Origin of the sequence: Streptomyces apricus (assembly GCF_008369065.1) — a bacterium.
Classification (GTDB): domain Bacteria; phylum Actinomycetota; class Actinomycetes; order Streptomycetales; family Streptomycetaceae; genus Streptomyces; species Streptomyces apricus.
The window spans coordinates 72,863-93,808 of the sequence record NZ_VDFC01000011.1; the positions used below are offsets into that span (position 1 = coordinate 72,863).

Below are 20,946 nucleotides of genomic sequence, written 5' to 3' on the forward strand. Positions count from 1 at the left end.
CGTCCAGACGGTCTCGGCGCCGCGCGGCACGACGAACTCGCTCCACACGTCGCCGGCGAGCTCGGACCCGTCGGGCCCGGCGAGGCGCACCCGCTCGCCCGCCAGCAGCGGCGAGAACTCCTCGACGGTCAGGCCGAGGACGTCGCGCAGCGGACCGGGGTACGCGCCCTCGTGCACGGCGTCGTGCTCGTCGACGATGCCGGAGAAGTAGGAGACGACGAGCGTGCCGCCGCCCTCGACGTACCGCGTCAGGTTCCGTCCGGCGGCCTCGGTCGTCAGGTAGAGGGCCGGTACGACGACGAGGGGGTAGGCCGACAGGTCGGCTTCGGGGTGGGCGAAGTCGACGGTGAGGTGCCGGTCGTAGAGGGCCTCGTAGAAGGCGTCGGCGCGCTCGCGCGGGTCGTGATCGTCGCTGGGTCGCCAGTCCAGGCCCTGCGCCCACCAGGAGTGCCAGTCCCACAGGACGGCGGCGTCGGCCACCGTGCGGGTGCCGCGGATCTCACTCAACGCGTCGACGGACGAACCGAGTTCGACCACTTCGCGCCACACGCGGGAGTCGGTGCCCGCGTGCGGGAGCATCGCCGAGTGGAACTTCTCCGCGCCGCGCCGGGACTGCCGCCACTGGAAGAACATCGCGCCGTCGGAGCCCCTGGCCACGTGGGCGAGCGAGTTGCGGGCCATCTGTCCCGGCGCCTTCGCGGGGTTGCGGGGCTGCCAGTTGACGCCCGAGGTGGAGTGTTCGAGGAGCAGCCAGGGGGCGCCGCCCGCCACGGAGCGGGTGAGGTCGGCGGCCATGGCGAGGTTGACGTGCGTACGGCGGCCGTCGGTGATCAGGTAGTGGTCGTTGCTGACGAGGTCGACCTCGCGTCCCCAGGCCCAGTAGTCGACGGAGTCGCACTGGCTGAGGGCGGTCATGAAGTTGGTGGTGACCGGGATGCCGGGTGCCAGGCGGTGCAGGATGTCGCGCTCGGCCATGAAGTTCTCGCGCATGGTGGCGTCGGCGAACCGTTTGTAGTCGAGGGCCTGGCCGGGGTTACCGACCGTCGGGGTCAGCCGGGGCGGGTCGATCTGGTCGAGGTCCGTGTAGTGCTGGCCCCAGAAGGCCGTGCCCCAGGCCTCGTTGACCGCGTCGACCGTGCCGTACACGCGGGTGAGCCAGCGGCGGAAGTGGGCGGCGCAGGTGTCGCAGTAGCAGGCGGAGACCGGCACTCCGTACTCGTTGTGGACGTGCCACAGGGCGAGTGCGGGGTGTGCGCCGTACCGCTCGGCCAGCCGCTCGGTGATGTTCGCGGCGGCCGCCCGGTAGTGCGGGTCGCTGTGGCAGACGGCGCCGCGTGAGCCGAACGCGTAGCGGGTGCCGTCGGCGGCCACGGGCAGTGCCTCAGGGTGCTCGCGGTAGAACCAGGCGGGCGGTGCGACGGTCGGCGTGCCGAGGTCGACGCGTATCCCGTTCTCGTGCAGCAGGTCCAGCACCCGGTCGAGCCAGCCGAAGTCGTAGCTGCCCGGCGCGGGTTCCAGCAGGGCCCAGGAGAAGATCCCGACGCTGACCATCGTGACGCCGGCCTCGCGCATCAGCCGGACGTCCTCCTGCCAGACGGCCTCCGGCCACTGCTCGGGGTTGTAGTCCCCACCGAAGGCGAGCCCGGTGAGGCCCTTGGGGGTGGTCTCCGGCATGGAATGTCTCCCGGTCGATCGATCTGTTGGGAACGTGCACACACAGCACCGACGGCGCGAGGCCAACATAACCGCACAGCTACAACCATTGACAAGTGTCCGAGATGTTTCTCTACTGTGAACGCTCACAGAAGCATGGCAGGCCTCCGCAGCAGGCGGAGTCCACGGTCAGGGAGATACATCCATGCCACACACGAAGCTGCGTCGCCTCGTGACCATCTCGGTCGCCGTCACCCTCGGCGCCACCGCGCTCACCGCCTGCGGGTCCTCGGACGACGACAACGGGGCCGAGTCGGGGCCGGTCTCGCTGACGTACTGGGCCTGGGCGCCGGGCATGGACAAGGTCGTCGACCTCTGGAACCGGGGCCAGGGCAAGAAGGAGCAGATCCAGGTCACGGTCAAGAAGCAGGCCTCCGGCGACACGCTGGTCACCAAGATCCTGACCGCGCACAAGGCGAAGAAGGCCCCGGACCTGGTGCAGGCCGAGTACCAGGCGCTGCCGACGCTGGTCAGCAACGACGCGCTCGCCGACATAGCCGGTGACGTGGACGGCGCGAAGGACAAGTTCGCCGAGGGCGTGTGGCAGCAGACCACCCTGGGCTCGGACGCGGTGTACGCGATCCCGCAGGACTCCGGGCCGATGATATTCTACTACCGCGAGGACCTGTTCGAGAAGTACGGGCTCGACGTCCCCGAGACCTGGGAGCAGTTCGCCGAGACGGCCCGGGCGCTCAAGAAGAAGGCGCCGCAGACGGACCTGACCACCTTCTCCGCCAACGACTCCGGACTCTTCGCCGGTCTCGCCCAGCAGGCCGGCGCCAAGTGGTGGACGACCGAGGGCGACACGTGGAAGGTCGGCATCGACGACGCGGCCTCGCGCAAGGTCGCCGACTTCTGGGGCGGCCTCGTGAAGGAGGGCGCCATCGACAACCAGCCGATGTACACGCCCGCCTGGAACAAGGCGATGAACACCGGCAAGCAGATCGCCTGGGTGAGCGCGGTCTGGGCGCCGGGCACCCTCACCACCGCCGCGCCCGACACCAAGGGCAAGTGGGCGATGGCCCCGCTGCCGCAGTGGTCCGAGGACGACGACGTGACCGGCAGCTGGGGCGGTTCGTCCACGGCCGTCACCACGGACTCGAAGCACAGGTCGGCCGCCGCGAAGTTCGCCACCTGGCTGAACACGGATCCCGCCGCGCTGACCGCGCTCGCGAAGGAGGGCGGCATCTACCCGGCGGCCACCACCGCGCAGACCAGTGACGCCTTCGCCGAGCCGCCGGCGTACTTCTCCAACCAGCCCGACTTCTACACTCGGGCCGCCGCCATCGCGAAGACCGCCGCGCCCTCCGCGTGGGGCCCGAACGTGAACGTCGCCTACACCACGTTCAACGACGCCTTCGGCGCGGCCGCGAAGAACAGGTCGGACTTCGGCGCCGCCCTGGCGACGATGCAGGACGAGACCGTCGCCGACCTGAAGAAGCAGGGCTTCGAGGTAGCGGAGTGACCGGCGCACGCCGGATCCGGAAGGCGTACGGGGTCAGGGGAGCCCCCTATCTTTTCCTGCTGCCCGCCGCGGTCCTGTTCGCTCTCTTCTTCGCGCTGCCCATCGGGTACGCGATGTGGCTCAGCCTGCACAAGGTGCAGGTCAAGGGCCTGGGTCTCGGTGCCGGGGCCCGGGACGAGGTCTGGGCGGGCCTGGAGAACTACACCGACGCCGTCTCCGACTCGGAACTGCTCGCCGGAGCGCTGCGCGTGCTCGGGTACGGCGCCATCGTGGTCCCGGTGATGCTGGGGCTGGCGCTGCTGTTCGCGCTGATGCTCGACACCGAGCGGGTCCGCTTCGCACCGGTCACCCGGCTCGCGATCTTCCTGCCGTACGCCATCCCCGGCGTCGTGGCCGCGATGCTCTGGGGCTTCCTCTACCTGCCGGACGTCAGCCCCTTCTACTTCGTCCTGGTCCGGCTGGGCCTGCCCCAGCCGGACCTGCTGGACGGCGGGCCGCTGTTCGTCGCGCTGTCCAACATCGCGGTGTGGGGCGGCACCGGCTTCAACATGATCGTCATCTACACCTCGCTGCGGGCCATCCCGGCCGAGGTGTACGAGGCGGCGAAGCTGGACGGCGCGACCCCGCTGCAGACCGCGCTCAGGATCAAGATCCCGATGGTGGTGCCGTCGCTGGTGCTCACCTTCTTCTTCTCGATCATCGCGACGCTCCAGGTGTTCAGCGAGCCGACCACGCTCAAGCCCCTGACCAACTCCGTCTCCACGACCTGGAGTCCGCTGATGAAGGTGTACCAGGACGCCTTCGGCAAGGGCGACATCCACTCCGCCGCGGCGACCGCGGTGATCATCGCGCTCGTCACGCTGGTCCTGTCCTTCGGCTTCCTGCGGGCCGCGAACTCCCGTACCCGGCAGGAGGCAGCACGATGAGTTCCCTCGCCGTCCGCAAGACGGCCGCACCGGCCGCCGGCACGGCGCCGGGCACCGCCCCGGGGCGCCCGCCGCGCCGCCGCGCCGCCCTCGTCCCGACGGCGACCCTGCTGGTCGGCGCGCTCTACTGCCTGCTGCCGGTGGCCTGGGTGGTGATCGCGGCGACCAAGTCGGGCAGCGAGCTGTTCTCGACGTTCACGTTCCTGCCGGGCACCGGCTTCGCCGGGAACCTCACGGACCTCAACGCCTACCGCGACGGCGTGTACTGGAAGTGGATGGGCAACTCCGCGCTCTACGCGGGACTCGGCGCCCTCCTGTCGACGGCCGTCTCGGCGCTGAGCGGGTACGCGCTGGCGATCTACCGCTTCCGCGGCCGGGAGACCGTCTTCAACGTCCTGATGGCGGGCGTGCTGATGCCGCCGGTGATCCTCGCGATCCCGCAGTACCTGCTCATGGCCGAGGCCGACCTCACGGATTCGTACGCCTCCGTGCTGCTGCCGCTGGTCCTGTCCCCGTACGGCGTCTACCTCGCGCGGATCTACGCGGCCGCGGCCGTGCCCGCCGACATCGTCGAGGCGGGGCGGATGGACGGGGCGGGCGAGCTGCGGATCTTCACCCGGATCGCGCTGCCGATGATGGTGCCCGGCCTGGTGACGGTCTTCCTGTTCCAGTTCGTGGCGGTGTGGAACAACTTCCTGCTGCCGTACATCATGCTCAGCGACGACGAGAAGTTCCCGATCACCCTCGGTCTGTTCACCCTCCTCGAACAGGGCTCCAACACCCCGGCCCTCTACACGCTGGTGATCACCGGCGCGCTGCTCGCGGTGGTCCCGCTCGTCGCGCTCTTCCTGGTCGTCCAGCGGTTCTGGAGTCTCGATCTGCTGTCGGGAGCCGTAAAGTCGTGACCATGAGCCATTCGGGGGGCCGGCGCCGACCGCCGACGATCCACGACGTCGCGCGCGAGGCAGGGGTCTCACGGGGCACCGTGTCACGCGTCCTCAACGGCGGCCACTACGTGAGCCCGGCCGCCCAGGAGGCGGTCAACTCAGCCATCCGCAGGACGGGTTACGTCGTCAACCGGCATGCCCGCTCGCTGATCACCGGACGCTCGGACTCGATCGGCTTCCTACTCACCGAACCGCAGGAGAGGTTCTTCGAGGACCCCAACTTCAACGTCCTGCTGCGCGGTTGCACGCAGGCGCTGGCGGCGCACGACATCCCGCTGCTGCTGATGCTGGCGGGCACCGAGGACGAGCGGCGCCGCATCACGCGGTACATCACCGCGGGCCACGTCGACGGGGTGCTGCTGGTCTCCAGCCACTCCGGCGACCCGGTGGCCGAGCAGCTGCGCGACGCCGGTGTGCCGCTGGTCATGTGCGGCAAGCCCATCGGCGTCGGGTCCAAGATCAGCTACGTGGCCGCGGACGACCGGGACGGGGCCCGTGACATGGTGCGCCACCTGGTGTCGCTCGGGCGGCGCCGGGTGGGGATGGTGACCGGCCCGCCGGACACGCCCGGCGGGGTCGAGCGGCTGGCCGGCTACCGGGAGGTGCTCACCGAGGCGGGCATCGGCCTGGACGAACGCCTCGTCGTCTCCGGCGACTACAGCCGGGCCAGCGGCGAGGCGGCCGCCGYGCTCCTCCTGGAGCGGGCGCCGGACGTGGACGCGGTGTTCGTGGCGTCCGACCTGATGGCGCAGGGCGTGCTCGGCACGCTGCAGCGGGCGGGCCGGAGCGTTCCCGGCGACGTCGCGGTGGGCGGCTTCGACGACTCCTCGGCGGCGGTCGCCGCGAGCCCCGAGCTCACCACGATCCGCCAGCCCTACGACCGCATCAGCTCCGAGATGGTGCGGGTGCTGCTGGCGCAGATCGGCGGTGAGGACCCGGCGGCGGTGATCCTGCCGACGGAGCTGGTCAAGCGTCAGTCGACCTGAGCCGGGGGCTGCGCCGCCCCGGTCGCTCCGGTAGCTCCGGTCGCCCTGCCCTGTGCGGCTCCGGTGGCCAGCAGGAGCCGCACCCCCTCGGCGGTCAGCAGCACGCTGTCCGGCGAGCCGATGTCGATGGTGAGGGTGGGGTCGCGCTCCGGCCAGTGCGCCGGCAGCGCGCCCAGCGGGACGAGGCAGTAGTGGAGGACGTCCGGCAGGGAGCGGACCATGCGCTCCTCCGAGGTGAAGACCAGCACGGTCCGCTCCGTGACCGGCAGTGACAGCCCGAACGGGTCCGTGCAGTCGTCCGCCCCGTACCACGGGACCAGGACGGTGCTGCCCGCGAGCGTCGCCCGCGCGTGTTCGTTCGCGCCGTCGTGGGCCAGGATGCCCAGGGCACGCAGGATCACAACGGCGGTGTCTTCGTCGGATGGACCGCTCATGGTGCCGTGTTCCGTCCTTGCCGCGCGCCTCCCGGGAGCCCGATCGCCCGAGATGGCCGTTCCATGCGGAATGCACCTCTTATACCCACTCGCTCCGGCCCCATGCGAGACCTGCACCGATGCCCTGTACACTGAGTGACTGCGAAGGGGAGTAGCCCTGCGAACCGGTCGTCGACACACTGGAACCCCCGGGTTCCCGGTGGCCGGGCCCCTGTGACCACACGGGTGGGCGAGACCTTCGGCCAGGCATTGCCGTGCCCGCGACCACGCGGCGCACCCGTCATGCCGGGCCGATCGGTTCTCCCGTCGCCCCCGTCGAGGGCGCTTCGCGAAGATCCGGGGGCCCGGTCCTACAGAAAGCCACCGGAATGCACCTCGACCCCCTGGCGATCCTCACCGCCTTCGGGCTGATCTTCCTCGCCGAGCTGCCCGACAAGACGATGTTCGCGTCGCTGGCCATGGGCACCCGCATGCGGCCGCTCTACGTGTGGTTCGGCACGTCCACCGCCTTCGTCGTCCACGTCGCGATCGCCGTCGGCGCCGGCAGCCTCATCGGCCTGCTGCCCGACTGGACCGTCAAGTCGGTCTCGGCGGCGCTCTTCGCGTTCGGCGCGTTCGTGCTGCTGCGCGGCGGCGCGGACGACGACGAGGAGGACGCGGGCGGCCGGACCGTCACCGGTTTCTGGCCCGTCTACACGACCGCGTTCATGGCCGTCTTCATCAGCGAGTGGGGCGATCTGACGCAGATCACGACCGCCAACCTCGCGGCCACGAACGGCATCGCCTCCGTGGCCGTCGGTTCCGCCGCCGCCCTGATGTCGGTCTCCGCGCTCGCGCTGCTGGCGGGCCGCTTCATCGCCAAGCGGGTTCCGCTGAAGACCGTCCAGCGGATCGGCGGGATCTGCATGCTCGGGCTCGCCGTCTGGTCGGTGGTGGAGATCTTCGCGGGCTGACGGCCCGCCCGGGCGCCAGGAGGACCGGTCAGGATCGGAGAAGCGGGTGCGCGGCACGCGGCCGTAGCGTGAGGACACCGGCGAGCGACCGGTGGGAGACCGGCACAACGGCGCCGGTGGGATCACGTCAGCGGAGGGACCCGTCATGTCCGAAGGCCTCAGGACCGTCACCTACCCCGTCAAGGACCTCGCCCGGGCCAGGTCCCTGTTCGGCACGCTCCTGGGGGTGGAGCCGTACGTGGACGAGGCGTACTACGTGGGCTTCCGGGCGCCGGGGTGCCCGGAGGTCGGCCTCGACCCGAACGGCCACGCCAAGGGCCTGACCGGGCCCGTCCCCCACTGGCGCGTCGCCGACGTCCGGGCGGAGCTGGCCGCGCTCGTGGGCGCGGGCGCCGAGGTGGTGCAGGACGTGCAGGACGTCGGCGGCGGCATGCTCGTCGCCTCCGTGAAGGACGCGGACGGCAACGGCATCGGGCTCGTCCAGGAGCCGTCCTGAGCAGGGCGGGCGCCGGTCCCGGGCGGGGCGGGTGCCCGTCCGGCCGGCGGGTGACCGACTCCATGCAAATGCACTAGTTGCATACTCAACGAGCGGCTCCTTCTCTGTTACCGTGCGGTCATGGCAGCAGAGAAGGCCGCTCCCCGGCTTGAGGACCAGTGGCGGGACATCCTGTCGGTGCACGCCCGCACGATGTGCGAGATCGACCGCGAACTGCATCCGCACGGCCTGGGCGCCAGCGACTTCGAGGTGCTCGACATGCTCGCGTCGAACACATCGGGCGCGTCGAACACGTCGGGCACGTCAGGTACGTCCTCCGGCAGCGGCTCGCCGCAGCAGTGCCGGGTGCAGAACATCGCGGACCGCATCCACCTGAGCCAGAGCGCCCTCTCCCGGCTGATCGGCCGCCTGGAGAAGGAGGGGCTCGTGGAGCGGAGCATCTGCGAGGAGGACCGGCGCGGGGTCTGGGTCGCCCTCACCGAGAAGGGCCGTGACCTGCACACCCGGGTGCGCCCGCTCCAGCGCGCCGCCCTCGCGCGCATGCTGACCGACGCCGGCTGAGGACTCCCCCGGCCCCGAGGCCGGAGCCCCGAGTCCGAGCCCCGGGAGACGTCCTAGGCGAACGGGCGCGCCAGCAGGGTGCGTACGCCCTGGGAGTCGAGCGTCAGGCCGTGCGGCGTACTGGCGTCGATGGTCAGCGAGAGGTCGCTCGCGGGCCACTGCGCGGCGAGCGCCCCGAGCGGTACGAGGCGGTAGCGCGACACGGACGGCAGCAGCTCGGCCATGGTCGTCTCCGAGGTGAACACCGGGACCAGGGGCTCCTCCCCCGGCTGTTCGAGGACGGGCAGCGCCACGACCGTCGGGTCCGCGACGGACTCCTCGGCGGCGTCGTCGGGCACCGGGACCAGCACGTCGCTGCCGGCCAGCGTGTCCAGCGCGGCGCCGTCCTCGGCGTTCGCGGCCAGGGCACTCAGCGCGCGCTGGGCCTCCACCGTGGCGATGTCGTTCGTGGGGTTCTCCATGACACATCCAGACGTAGTGGCGGGAACAGGCCGCCCGGACCGGCGTACACCGGTTCGGGCGCGGCTGGTCGCGTACCCGTGGTGCGGGGGTGCCATGCGGAGTCCACACACCCCGCACCGAACGGTCACGGGACCAGCGGGATGCGGTGCGGGAGGACGGGCCGCAGGGCGACGGTCCGGCCGACGAGTTCGCGTGCGGTCGGCGCGGGTTCGGGAGGGACGATCGCGGTGGGGGTGAAAACGGACCAGCGATGGTGACCGGCGCCCACCCGCCGCCGGGAGCGCGCGCCTAGCGTGGGCCCATGCCGATGCAACCCTGGTTCCCCGGCGCCAAGCTGGGCATTTTCATCCACTACGGCGTCTACGCGGTGGGCGGTGCCGCCGAGTCCTGGTCCTTCTACACGGGCGAGATGACGCACGAGCAGTACATGGCACAGCTCGACGGCTTCACCGCGTCGCGCTACGACCCCGGCGCCTGGGCCGGGCTGTTCGCCCGCGCCGGCGCGCGGTACGCCGTGCTCACCACCCGCCACCACGACGGCGTCGCCCTGTGGGACACCGGACACCGCAATCTGGACGTGGTCCGGGACACCCCGGCGGGCCGCGACCTCGTCGCCGGGTTCGTCGAGGCGCTGCGCGCGCGTGACCTCAAGGTCGGCCTCTACTACTCGCACTCCGACTGGAACCACCCGGACTACGCGAGCGAGCGGCACCCCGGCCCGTACGTGGTGCCCCTCAACGCGTACTCGCAGGCCGAGCCGGGCGAGGAGGACCCGGCGGCCTGGGCCCGCTACCTCGCGTACCGCGACGGGCAGGTGGGCGAACTCGTCGAGCGCTTCCGGCCGGACCTGCTGTGGTTCGACGGCGAGTGGGAGCGCACCGAGGAGCAGTGGCGAATGCGCGAGCTCGCCGATCTGATCCTGGCGGGCAGTCCCGGCACCGTCCTCAACGGCCGGATGCTCTCCCACGGTGACTACGCGACCCCCGAACAGGGCACTCCGCTGAAGGCTCCGGACGGTCCGTGGGAGCTGTGCCTGACCCTCAACGACTCGTGGAGCCACCGGCCGCAGGACCGCGCCTTCAAGTCGGTGCGGCAGCTGGTGCGGTACTTCACCGAGACGATCGGCATGGGCGGCAACCTGCTGCTGGCCGCGGCCCCGCGCGAGGACGGGACGATCCCCGAGGAACAGGCCGTCCGCCTGGAGGGCCTGGGCGCGTGGATCGCCCGGCACCGCGAGGCGGTGTACGACACGCTCGCCGGGCTGCCCGCCGGGCACCACTACGGCCCCAGCACCCTGTCCGCCGACCGGCGCACGCTCTACCTGGTCTGCTTCGACGCCCCGCGCGACACCGTCTCGGTACGGGGACTGCGCAACCGGGTCCGCCGCGTCACGGTCCTCGGCACGGGGACGGAACTGACCCACCACGTCACCGGCGGCCTCCACGAGGTACCGGGCGTGACGTGGATCGACGCCCCGCAAACGGCCGACCTGGACGATCAGGCGACGGTCCTGGCAGTCGAACTGGACGGCGAACTGGACCTGTACACGGGAACGGGCCGCTCATGACAGTTCCCCGCACCCCTGGTTCCTCAGGGGCGCGGGGAACTGCGCGCTTAGCCACGACGCGCCCGCAGACGGCAGCAAACCGCCGGCGGGCACGCTCAGGCCAGAGCTCAGGCCAAGGCTCAGGCCAACGTGGCCAGCGCAGCGTTCAGCGTCGCGGACGGCCGCATCACAGCAGCCGCCTTCGCCGGGTCGGGCTGGTAGTACCCGCCGATCTCCGCGGGAGCGCCCTGCACCGCGTTCAGCTCGGCGACGATCGTCTCCTCCTGCGAGGTGAGCGTCTCGGCGAGCGGGGCGATGACCTTGGCGAGCTCGGCGTCGTCGGTCTGCCCGGCCAGCTCCTGCGCCCAGTACAGGGCGAGGTAGAAGTGGCTGCCGCGGTTGTCGATGCCGCCCAGGCGCCGGCTCGGCGACTTGTCGTTCTCCAGGAACGTGGCCGTCGCCCGGTCGAGCGTGTCGGCGAGGACCTGGGCGCGCGCGTTGTCCGTGGTCTGCGCGAGGTGCTCGAAGCTGGAGGCCAGCGCGAGGAACTCGCCCAGGCTGTCCCAGCGCAGGTAGTTCTCCTTGACCAGCTGCTGGACGTGCTTCGGCGCGGAACCGCCGGCGCCCGTCTCGAAGAGGCCGCCGCCGTTCATCAGCGGGACGATCGAGAGCATCTTGGCGCTGGTGCCCAGCTCCAGGATCGGGAACAGGTCGGTCAGGTAGTCGCGCAGGACGTTGCCGGTGACCGAGATGGTGTTCTCGCCGCGGCGGATGCGCTCCACGGAGAGCTTGGTCGCCTCGACCGGGGACAGGATCTTGATGTCCAGGCCCTCGGTGTCGTGCTCCGGCAGGTACGCCTTCACCTTGGCGATGAGCTGCGCGTCGTGGGCGCGGGTCTCGTCCAGCCAGAACACGGCCGGGTCGCCGGTGGCACGGGCGCGGGTGACGGCCAGCTTGACCCAGTCCCGGATCGGGGCGTCCTTGGTCTGGCAGGCGCGGAAGATGTCGCCCGCGGAGACGGCCTGCTGCAGGACGACGTTCCCGGCCTCGTCGACCAGGCGCACCGTGCCGGTGGTCGGGATCTCGAAGGTCTTGTCGTGGCTGCCGTACTCCTCGGCCTTCTGCGCCATCAGACCGACGTTCGGGACCGTGCCCATCGTGGCCGGGTCGAAGGCGCCGTTGGCGCGGCAGTCGTCGAGGACGACCTGGTAGACACCGGCGTAGCTGCTGTCCGGGAGGACGGCGAGGGTGTCGGCCTCCTGGCCGTCCGGGCCCCACATGTGGCCGGAGGTGCGGATCATGGCCGGCATCGACGCGTCGACGATGACGTCGGACGGCACGTGCAGGTTGGTGATGCCCTTGTCGGAGTCGACCATGGCCAGCTCCGGGCCCTCGGCGAGCTCGGCGTCGAAGGACGCCTTGATCTCGGCGCCCTCGGGCAGCGACTCCAGGCCCTTGTAGATGCCGCCGAGGCCGTCGTTCGGGGTGAGGCCGGCGGCGGCGAGCGTCTCGCCGTACCGCGCGAACGTCTTCGGGAAGAAGGCGCGCACGACGTGGCCGAAGACGATCGGGTCGGAGACCTTCATCATGGTCGCCTTGAGGTGCACGGAGAACAGCACGCCGTCGGCCTTGGCGCGGGCGATCTGCGCGGTGAGGAACTCGCGCAGCGCGGCCACGTGCATGACGGAGGCGTCGACGACCTCGCCCGCGAGGACGGGGACGGACTCGCGCAGGACGGTGGTCGAGCCGTCGTCGCCGGCCAGCTCGATGCGCAGGGAGCCGGCCTCGGAGATCACCGTGGACTTCTCGGTGGAGCGGAAGTCGTCGACGCCCATGGTCGCGACGTTCGTCTTCGAGTCGGCGGTCCAGGCGCCCATGCGGTGCGGGTGGGCCTTGGCGTAGTTCTTCACCGACGCGGGGGCGCGGCGGTCGGAGTTGCCCTCGCGCAGCACCGGGTTGACGGCGCTGCCCTTGACCTTGTCGTAGCGGGCGCGGACGTCGCGCTCCTCGTCGGTCTTCGGGTCGTCCGGGTAGTCGGGCAGCGCGTAGCCCTGCGCCTGCAGCTCGGCGACCGCGGCCTTCAGCTGCGGGATCGAGGCCGAGATGTTCGGCAGCTTGATGATGTTGGCCCCGGGCGTCTTGGCCAGCTCGCCCAGCTCGGCGAGGGCGTCGGGGATGCGCTGCCCCTCCTCCAGGAACTCGGGGAAGAGGGCGATGATGCGCCCGGCCAGCGAGATGTCACGGGTCTCCACAGTGACACCGGCCTGCGACGCGTACGCCTGGACCACCGGCAAGAACGAATAGGTCGCCAAGGCCGGGGCCTCGTCGGTGTGCGTGTAGATGATGGTCGAGTCAGTCACCGGGTGCTCCGCTCCACGTCTGCAACATTGCTCGACATCAAGATATCTCGTGATGCCGGCCCGCCGGACAGGAGGCCGCCCGACTCCGCCACGGCCGGGCCGCCGGCGGTCATCCCCGGGGTGCCGGGGCCCGCGCGGGCGCGATGTGGATGCCCAGACCGCCGCCGCGGTACCGGTCCCAGTGGCGGGCGAAGGCGGGCGGACGGTCCCCGGGGGCGGTGAGGGCCGCGACCGGCTGCCGCCGGGCCGCGCGCACGATGTCGGAGGCCGTGGTGTTGGCGTTGTGCCCGCGGGTCTGGACGGAACGGCAGCCGGCGAGGTGGGCGATCGGGATCGCCCGGTGCCCGGTGAGCAGGCACGGCGGCCGTACGCCGAGCCGGCGCAGCTCGGCCGCGGTGCGGGCCCAGTCGTGGTGGGCGGCGGTGGTGCGGGTGACCGTCGCGTCCAGCACGACGTACTGCACGGTCAGGTGGGCGGCCAGGCCGAGCGCCACCAGGACCGCCGCCACCGGCCGCCTCCCGCGCGGCGGCGCGGTGACCAGGTGGACGAGCGCGTCGGCGGCCGGGACGGCGAGCAGCGCGTAGAAGGGAAGGAGGAAGCGCGGCGCGGCGTAGCCGATCAGGAGGAGGTACGGGACGGCGGCCGTCGCGGCGCAGGCGAGCGGCAGGAGCGTCGGGGCGGTGCGCCGGGCCCTGACCGCGACGGCGAGGCCGAGGGCGGCGAGCAGCGGCAGGACGAACCACCAGGCGATGACCCAGGCGGGTGGCACCGACCCGTCGCACGGACGGCACAGGCTCTGCCCGCGCAGGCTGCGCAACTGGTCGAGGACGGCGACGTTCCAGCCGAGGCCGCCCTGGATCGCCGAGGCGTCCGCCAGCCGGGCGGCCGGGCCGCCGAAGGCGAGGTACGCCTCGGCGATCCACTCGGCGGCCCCGGAGCCGAGCCCGGCGGCGAGCGCGGCCCACAGCGCCGGGCGCCGCCGGCCGCGGTCGTGCACCAGCACCGCGACCAGGGGGAGGGAGATCCAGACGGCGTCGGTGGGCCGCATCCAGGACATCAGGGCGGCGCCGGCCGCCACGCCCCACAGGGCGGCCCGGTCGCGCACGTCGGCGCGGGCCCGCAGGAAGCAGCCGGTGCAGGCGAGGGCGCCGAGGGCGACCCAGAGGTTGGGCATGGCCTGCGGACCGTAGAAGAGGGTCACCCACAGGGTGGCGAACAGGGCGCCCGCGGCGCCCAGGACGCGGGCCGGGAAGAGCCCTCGCCAGGCGCGCAGGGCGAGGTACAGGCCCAGCCCGGCCAGCAGGGCCAGGAACACCCGCAGCAGGGGCGTCGAGGAGGACCAGGAGGCGATCGGCGCGACCAGCAGGGAGACGCCGCGGGCACGGGGGGCGCTGAAGAACGCCGCCGGGGCGTCGCCGCCGACCTGGCTGACGTACACCGTCTCGTCCCAGCCCAGACCCATGCCGGGCCGTACGAGCACGAGCTGGGCCAGTGCGAAGGCGGTCGCGGCCACCGCGGGCCAGCCGCGGCCCCCGGTGTCCGGTCCGGTCCGCACGGCCGGCAGCGCGCGGGGGCGCCCGGCTCCCACGGGAGGGGCGTTCAGGGTCCTTGCCATCGTCCGCCTTTCGTCCTGAGAACGCACAGTCGCCTTCCGCGGCGCGGGACGCGCCACGGAAGGCGAGCAGCATCAAAGGATCAGAAACATGGACAAATTAACGTGGACAGCTCGGAAGCGCAGGGCGAAAACCGGGCAACCCGGTCGGCGTGTCCGCCCTTTCCCGGCTCTGGTCCCTTCCCCCGGCTCCGGTTCAGGACGCGGGGTCGAACCAGGTGGGCTCGTCCGACAGCGCCTGCTTGATCCGGAACAGGCCGAACTCGTCCAGTGCGGGGAGCGCGTCCACGGCGAACCAGGCGACCTCCAGCGACTCGTCGTCGTTGACCCGGGCCTCGCCGCCGACGGCCCGGCAGCGGAGGGTGATGTCCATGAACTGGCAGACGTCGCCGTTGGCGTACGTGATCGGCTTCAGTGCCTGGACCAGCACGACGCGCTCGGCGACACACCGCACGCCGGTCTCCTCGTACACCTCCCGCACGGCGCACGCCGCCGGCTCCTCCCCCGGATCCGGCATGCCGCCGATGACGGCCCATCTGCCGGTGTCGGCGCGGCGTCCGAGCAGGACCCTGCCCTCGTCGTCCAGGACGATGGCGGTGACCCCGGGGAGCCAGAGGAGTTGACGGCCGGCGGTGGCCCGGATCGTGTGGATGAAGTCAGGAGTGCCCATGGTCCGACCCTAAGGGGCCGGTTGCGCCGTCCCGGCGGGTCCGGCCCCGCGGGCCGGGATCTGGCGGTCCGGCTACAGCGAGCCGGTGCGCCGGGCGCGCACCGCCGACGACACCGCCCAGCCGAGCCCGCCCGCCGCGACCAGGACCAGCAGCATCTCCGGCAGGATGCCCAGGCGCGTGGCCGGGGTCTCGGAGGAGCGCAGCGGGACCTCCTGGACGAGCGAGTCCGCCACGAACATGCCGGTCCGCTGGGTGATCCTGCCGTCCGGCATGATCACGGCGCTGACGCCGCTGGTGACCGGGACGGTGACGGTGCGGCTGTGCTCGACGGCGCGCACCCGGGACATGGCGAGCTGCTGGTAGGTCATCTCGCTGCGGTCGAACGTGGCGTTGTTGCTCGGTACGGAGATGATCTGCGCGCCGCTCGTGACGGTGTCGCGCACGGCCCAGTCGAAGGCGGCCTCGTAACAGGTCGCGAGGCCGACCTCGGTGCCCGCCATGGTGAACACGCCCGGCTCGTCGCCCCGGCTGAAGTCCTGGCCGACCATCGACGTCCAGTTCTCGTTGATCGCGCCGATGAGCGAGCGCATCGGGAGGTACTCGCCGAACGGCTGGACCTGCCGCTTGTCGTAGGTGGCGCCGGGGCCCTTCACCGGATCCCACAGGATCTGCTCGTTGTAGAGCCTGCCGTCCCGCTGCACGACGCCGCCGACCGAGACGGGCGCGCCGATCGCCTTGGCCGCCTCGTCGATGACGGCGTAGGCGTCGGAGTTGCGGAACGGGTCGATGTCGGAGGAGTTCTCCGGCCACAGCACGAAGTCCGGGCGGGCGACCTCGCCGGCCTCGACGCGCGCGGCGAGGCGTTCGGTCTCGCGCGCGTGGTGGTCGAGGACGGCGCGGCGCTGGGAGTTGAAGTCGAGGCCCGCGCGCGGCACGTTGCCCTGGATGACGGCGACGGTGGCGGTGCCGTCCTCGGCGCGGTCGCTGACCAGGGTGCGGGCGGCGAGGGCGGCGGCCACGGGCAGGACGAGGGCGAGCAGCGCTACGGCGGCGGCCCCGCGGCGGACGACGCGGGTGCGGCGCACCTCGACGGCCTGCCGGACGGTCTCGTACAGGCCGAAGCCGCACAGGACGACGGCGAACCCGAGGACCGGGGTGCCGCCGACCGCCGCGAGCGGCAGGAAGACGCCGTCCGCCTGGCCGAAGGCGATCTTGCCCCAGGGGAAGCCGCCGAAGGGCACGCGCGCGCGTGCCGCCTCACCGGCGATCCACAGGGCGGCCGCCCACAGGGGCCGTCCCGGCAGCTTGGAGACGGCCGCGATGCCGGCGCCGACGAGCGCGACGTACACCGCCTCGATGACCACGAGCGCCAGCCACGGGCCGGGGCCGACCTCCACGCCGGTCCACACCAGCAGCGGCAGCAGGAAGCCGAGGCCGAAGAGGTAGCCGAGGCCGAGGGCCGCCTTCCAGGTGCGGCCGTGCAGGCACCAGGCGAGGACCGCGAAGGCCGGCAGCGCCAGCCACCACAGGGTGCGTGGCGGGAAACTGACGTACAGCAGCACTCCGGAGAGTGCCGCGGCGGCGGCCGGGACGAGCCGTCGCGCCGTCCGGAGCACGCGTGGGACGGGCCGGTCCTGCGGTTCGAGCTGTTCCGGCTCGTCTACGGAGGTCGCTGTGACGGTCACCCGGGGAGTGTACGGCGCGTGACCAGGCCGCCGACAGCGCGGTCCGCGCGCCTGGCCGGGCGCCTGGCCGGGCGCCGCGGACCACACGTGCCGCATCGTTTCTGCGCAACTCGTCCACAAAGCGGCGCATCACCCGTTACGGTATGCCGGAGCCTTCGACGTACAGGCCGTTTCCGGCCGGGCGGTCGGGGCCCGTCACAGGGGGAACGGCGCGGCCCACCCCCACCGTCCCGCAGCATGCGATGGTCCGAGGCCGCCGGTTGCCCGTACATCAACCGCCGCGGCTCGGCGCCCCGTGAGGGGCGCGGGGAACGGCGCGGCCCGCCCCCACCGTCCGGCAGCCGTGCCACAACCGGGGCGTGGGGGCTGAGCCGCAGGATCGCGCGGCTCAGATCACCTTCAGCCGTACCAGCGCCCCCAGTGTCAACGCCCCCGGCAGGAGCGGCAGCCACACCGTCACGATGCGGTACGCGAGCACCACCGCCGTCGCGACCGCGGCCGGGCCGCCCGCCGCCACCAGCGCCACGATCAGCGCCGCCTCCACCGAACCGATCCCGCCCGGCACCGGCACCAGCGCGACGGCGACCGTGGCCGCGAGGTAGGCGACGGCCATGTGCAGCGGCGCCACCGGCAGGTCCAGCGCCCGGCCGACCGCGACCAGTCCCGCCGCCTGGCAGACGGGGAAGGCGAAGGCGCCGCCCCACAGCGCCAGCGCCCGGGCCGGCCGCGCGTGCACCGACCGCGCCTCGCCCAGCGCGGTCCGCAGGAACCCGGACACGACGGTACGCACCCGCCGTACGAGCAGCAGGACCGCCACGGCGGCGCACACCACGCCGCCGGCGGCGAGCAGCAGCGGACCCACCGCCGCGTCCGGGAGGAGCCCGCCGAGCCGCAGCGCGTCGGGGAAGGCGATCAGCAGGGCCGCCAGCAGGGCGACCCGCGCGACGGACTCCGCCAGCAGATAGAGCGCGAGGGCCGCGGCGGAACGGGCCGGCGGCACCCCGCACACCGTCATGAACCGCAGGTTGACCGCGCTCGCCCCGAGCCCCGTAGGCAGCAGGTGGTTGGCCGCGCCCGCCGCGAACTGGACCGCCACGAGCCGGCGCCCGGGCAGCCGCGGGACGAGGGCGCCCTGCCGCGTGAAGGCGGCAGCCACCCAGGTCAGGCAGGTCGCACCGGCCGCGGCCAGCAGCCAGGGCCACTTCGCCGAGGCGAGGTGGCCGAAACCCTCCGCGAGCACGGCCCGGTGCCGCACCGCGACCACGGCCACCAGGGCGAGCGGGAGCAGGCACAGGACCTGCCGGACCGGCAGGCGCGCGGGAACACGTACGGGGACGCGCGCGAGGACGCGTCCGCGCGGACGTCCCGGGCCCGGGGGATCGAGCAGGTTCAGGGGAAGCGGTTCGGCCGTCACACCGGAAGAGGTTCTCCACGCCGCACCAACGAGGGGTTGCGGCGACGGGGACGGCGGCTGTTCGGTGCGTGTCATCGCGTTTCCCTTGACCTCAAGGAAACTTGAGGTCCTACGGTCGGTCCCATGAGTATGGAGACGACAGCCTGGACGCAGTTGTACAGCGTCATGAACGCCCAGCGGGAGCGCCGCCCGTTCGCCCGCGCGACCCTGCGCCGCATCGCGGGCTTCGCCCGCCCGCACCGGCGCCGGATCGCGCGATTCATCGCACTGAGCGTCGCCACGGCGCTGCTCGCCGTGGCGACACCGGTCCTCGCCGGACGCGTGGTGGACGCGATCGTGGCCGGCGACGACGAGGGGACGGTCGTACGGCTCGCCCTGCTCATCGCGGTGATCGCGCTCGCCGAGGCGGCGCTCGGCCTGGTGAGCCGCTGGTTCTCCGCGACCCTGGGCGAGGGACTCATCCTCGACCTGCGGACAGCCGTGTTCGATCATGTGCAGCGCATGCCGGTCGCGTTCTTCACACGCACTCGTACGGGCGCGCTCGTCAGTCGTCTCAACAACGACGTGATCGGCGCCCAGCGCGCCTTCAGCAACACCCTGTCCGGAGTGGTCGGCAACCTCGTCACCCTGCTGCTCACCCTCGCCGTGATGCTCACCCTGTCCTGGCAGATCACCCTGCTCGCGCTCGTCCTGCTGCCGGTCTTCGTGGTCCCCGCCCGCCGGGTGGGCCGGCGGATGGCGCGGCTCCAGCGCGAGGCCGCCGACCTCAACGCCGCCATGGGCACCCGGATGACCGAGCGCTTCTCCGCCCCCGGCGCCACCCTCGTCAAGCTCTTCGGGCGGCCGGACGACGAATCGGCCGAGTTCGCCGAACGGGCCCGCCGCGTACGGGACATCGGGGTGCGCACCGCGATGGCGCAGACCGTGTTCATCACCGCCCTCACCCTCGTCTCCGCCCTGGCGCTCGCGCTGGTCTACGGCCTCGGCGGCTGGTACGCCCTGCGCGGCAGCCTGGAGCCGGGCGCCGTCGTCTCGCTGGCCCTGCTGCTGACCCGCCTGTACGCGCCGCTCACCTCGCTGGCCGGCGCCCGCGTCGAGGTGATGAGCGCCCTGGTCAGCTTCGAGCGCGTCTTCGAGGTGCTGGACCTCAAGCCGCTGATCGCGGAGAAGCCGGACGCCCGCACCGTCCCCGAGGGCCCGGTCGCGGTGGAGTTCACCGACGTCCGCTTCGCCTACCCGTCCGCCGACAAGGTCTCCCTGGCCTCCCTGGAGGAGGTCGCCGCGCTCGACACCCGGGCCGGCACCGAGGTCCTGCACGGCATCTCCTTCCGCGCCGGGGCCGGGCAGACGGTCGCGCTGGTCGGCTCGTCCGGCGCGGGCAAGTCCACGATCGCCGCACTGCTGCCCCGCCTCTACGACGCCGACGAGGGCTCCGTACGCATCGGCGGCGTCGACGTCCGCGACCTGAGCGCCGCGTCGGTGCGGGCCACCCTCGGCATGGTCACCCAGGACGGCCACCTCTTCCACGAGTCGGTCCGCGCCAACCTGCTGCTCGCCCGGCCGGACGCCGGCGAGGACGAACTCTGGGACGTCCTGCGCCGGGCCCGTCTCGACGACCTCGTCCGTTCCCTGCCCGACGGCCTCGACACGGTGGTCGGCGAGCGCGGCTACCGGCTCTCCGGCGGCGAACGCCAGCGCATGACCATCGCCCGGCTGCTCCTGGCCCGCCAGCGCGTCGTCGTCCTCGACGAGGCCACCGCCCACCTGGACAACACCTCGGAGGCCGCCGTCCAGGCCGCCCTCGCCGAGGCCCTGGAAGGCCGGACCGCGGTCGTCATCGCCCACCGCCTGTCGACGGTACGGGCGGCCGACCTGATCCTGGTGGTCGAGGCGGGCCGCATCGTCGAACGCGGCACGCACGACGAACTGCTGGCGGCGCGGGGCCGGTACGCGGAGCTGTACCGGACGCAGTTCGGCGGGGCGGCGGCGTCCACCGGACGGCCCGGCCCGGACCCGCTCGACGGGGCGGCGGCGTAGCCGCAAGACGCGCGTAGAAACCTCCGCCTTCACCGAACGCTCACTTGAAGCCAACATCGACACCACGGCCGGTGACGTCCCCGGCCCTCCCGGCGCCCCGCCCGGGACCGCCGGGCCGGCCGTCGCGGGACAGGGCGCGGTGAGCCCTCCCGCCGTTCGGCCCCGCGGCGCCCGGCAGGCCTCCGGCCCGGCGACCAGGGCCTTTGCGGCCCGTCCGGCGGCCCGAGCCACCCGCACCCCACCGGACGCACCACGCGTCGCCCGCCCCGGCCGCTGGCCGGAGCGGGCGCACACGGGCCTCCTCCGGCCCCGCGGCGGTGCACAGGCCGCAAGGCATGCGTCTTTCGTCAACGCACTCTTATGACTCAAAGGTTGACCGCAATTTGCACACATCCCCTCTACATACCGGTCCCGATGGTCTAGATTGACCGTGCTTCAGCTCAGCTGTTCGGACACATGGCGACAAATCATGATCAATAGGTCAGGCGCTGTGCACAGCCAGCAGTCGCGTCCCGGGCGCCGGACGCGGTGATCGATCCTCGAAGTCCGAGACGTGTCGGACCCGCCGTCGCCGGCGAAGTGTCCACGTACCACTGCAACAGCTGAATTCGCCCTGCGCGGAAGACGGGGGTCTTCTGTGCAGCACGGCAGCACGGCAGCACGACAGCACGGCACGGG

Annotated in this window: 17 protein-coding genes; 9 read left to right on the forward strand and 8 right to left on the reverse strand. The window is 72.3% G+C overall.

Features of this window, described 5'->3' with window-relative positions; all coding sequences use genetic code 11:
* Positions 1 to 1,674 (reverse strand): beta-galactosidase (locus FGF04_RS04315; RefSeq protein ID WP_149509882.1); only part of this gene is annotated, 1,674 nt, incomplete at its 3' end.
* Positions 1,675 to 1,858: 184 nt separating this feature from the next.
* On the opposite strand from FGF04_RS04315, the gene FGF04_RS04320 reads away from it, so the two are divergent.
* Genes FGF04_RS04320 through FGF04_RS04335 form a run of 4 tightly spaced genes read left to right on the forward strand, consistent with a single transcriptional unit; the run spans position 1,859 to position 6,037 of the window.
* The gene (locus tag FGF04_RS04320; protein WP_149509858.1) at positions 1,859 to 3,178 is read left to right on the forward strand and encodes an ABC transporter substrate-binding protein; all 1,320 of its coding nucleotides are present in this window, start codon (positions 1,859 to 1,861) and stop codon (positions 3,176 to 3,178) included.
* Entirely contained in the window at positions 3,175 to 4,104 is a 930-nt protein-coding gene (locus tag FGF04_RS04325; RefSeq protein ID WP_149509859.1) for a carbohydrate ABC transporter permease, read from the forward strand. The genes FGF04_RS04320 and FGF04_RS04325 overlap by 4 nt, the downstream gene beginning before the upstream one ends.
* A complete protein-coding gene (locus FGF04_RS04330; RefSeq protein ID WP_149509860.1) occupies positions 4,101 to 5,009 on the forward strand; it encodes a carbohydrate ABC transporter permease in 909 nt (302 codons plus the stop codon). Before FGF04_RS04325 ends, FGF04_RS04330 begins: the two co-directional genes overlap by 4 nt.
* Positions 5,006 to 6,037: a LacI family DNA-binding transcriptional regulator gene (locus tag FGF04_RS04335; RefSeq protein WP_149509861.1), complete on the forward strand. Its 1,032-nt coding sequence runs from the start codon at positions 5,006 to 5,008 to the stop codon at positions 6,035 to 6,037. Before FGF04_RS04330 ends, FGF04_RS04335 begins: the two co-directional genes overlap by 4 nt.
* Here FGF04_RS04335 and FGF04_RS04340 read toward each other — a convergent pair.
* Positions 6,025 to 6,471, reverse strand: coding sequence for an SseB family protein (locus tag FGF04_RS04340; protein WP_188113954.1), 447 nt, complete (start codon positions 6,469 to 6,471; stop codon positions 6,025 to 6,027). The two genes, FGF04_RS04335 and FGF04_RS04340, sit on opposite strands and share 13 nt — an antisense overlap.
* A gap of 368 nt (positions 6,472 to 6,839) precedes the next feature.
* Between FGF04_RS04340 and FGF04_RS04345 the strand changes: the two genes are divergently transcribed.
* From FGF04_RS04345 to FGF04_RS04355, 3 genes are all read left to right on the forward strand, one after another.
* Positions 6,840 to 7,424: a TMEM165/GDT1 family protein gene (locus FGF04_RS04345; protein WP_149509862.1), complete on the forward strand. Its 585-nt coding sequence runs from the start codon at positions 6,840 to 6,842 to the stop codon at positions 7,422 to 7,424.
* Between the two features lie 145 nt (positions 7,425 to 7,569).
* Positions 7,570 to 7,920, forward strand: coding sequence for a VOC family protein (locus FGF04_RS04350; RefSeq protein ID WP_149509863.1), 351 nt, complete (start codon positions 7,570 to 7,572; stop codon positions 7,918 to 7,920).
* A gap of 120 nt (positions 7,921 to 8,040) precedes the next feature.
* Positions 8,041 to 8,481 (forward strand): MarR family winged helix-turn-helix transcriptional regulator, encoded by a 441-nt coding sequence (locus FGF04_RS04355; protein ID WP_149509864.1) that lies wholly within the window; start codon positions 8,041 to 8,043, stop codon positions 8,479 to 8,481.
* A 53-nt stretch (positions 8,482 to 8,534) separates the two neighbouring features.
* Here the strand turns inward: FGF04_RS04355 and FGF04_RS04360 are convergent, their stop codons facing one another.
* Complete coding sequence (locus FGF04_RS04360; protein WP_149509865.1) at positions 8,535 to 8,942, reverse strand: SseB family protein; 408 nt, start codon at positions 8,940 to 8,942, stop codon at positions 8,535 to 8,537.
* A gap of 302 nt (positions 8,943 to 9,244) precedes the next feature.
* Here FGF04_RS04360 and FGF04_RS04365 point away from each other — a divergent pair, with 302 nt between their 5' ends.
* Positions 9,245 to 10,510, forward strand: a complete 1,266-nt coding sequence (locus FGF04_RS04365; protein ID WP_149509866.1) for an alpha-L-fucosidase — start codon at positions 9,245 to 9,247, stop codon at positions 10,508 to 10,510.
* 119 nt (positions 10,511 to 10,629) lie between these two features.
* Here FGF04_RS04365 and FGF04_RS04370 read toward each other — a convergent pair whose 3' ends face one another.
* The 5 genes from FGF04_RS04370 to FGF04_RS04390 form a co-directional block, all read right to left on the reverse strand.
* Positions 10,630 to 12,849 (reverse strand): NADP-dependent isocitrate dehydrogenase, encoded by a 2,220-nt coding sequence (locus FGF04_RS04370; RefSeq protein ID WP_149509867.1) that lies wholly within the window; start codon positions 12,847 to 12,849, stop codon positions 10,630 to 10,632.
* A gap of 109 nt (positions 12,850 to 12,958) precedes the next feature.
* On the reverse strand, positions 12,959 to 14,464 hold the full coding sequence (locus FGF04_RS04375; protein WP_408055583.1) for a hypothetical protein: 1,506 nt from the start codon (positions 14,462 to 14,464) through the stop codon (positions 12,959 to 12,961).
* A gap of 193 nt (positions 14,465 to 14,657) precedes the next feature.
* Positions 14,658 to 15,131, reverse strand: a complete 474-nt coding sequence (locus tag FGF04_RS04380; protein ID WP_149509868.1) for an NUDIX hydrolase — start codon at positions 15,129 to 15,131, stop codon at positions 14,658 to 14,660.
* Positions 15,132 to 15,203: 72 nt separating this feature from the next.
* Positions 15,204 to 16,817 (reverse strand): apolipoprotein N-acyltransferase, encoded by a 1,614-nt coding sequence (gene lnt / locus FGF04_RS04385; RefSeq protein ID WP_149509869.1) that lies wholly within the window; start codon positions 16,815 to 16,817, stop codon positions 15,204 to 15,206.
* A gap of 388 nt (positions 16,818 to 17,205) precedes the next feature.
* A complete protein-coding gene (locus FGF04_RS04390; protein ID WP_149509870.1) occupies positions 17,206 to 18,306 on the reverse strand; it encodes a lysylphosphatidylglycerol synthase transmembrane domain-containing protein in 1,101 nt (366 codons plus the stop codon).
* A gap of 54 nt (positions 18,307 to 18,360) precedes the next feature.
* On the opposite strand from FGF04_RS04390, the gene FGF04_RS04395 reads away from it, so the two are divergent.
* Positions 18,361 to 20,268, forward strand: coding sequence for an ABC transporter ATP-binding protein (locus FGF04_RS04395; RefSeq protein ID WP_188113956.1), 1,908 nt, complete (start codon positions 18,361 to 18,363; stop codon positions 20,266 to 20,268).
* Positions 20,269 to 20,946 lie beyond the last annotated feature (678 nt).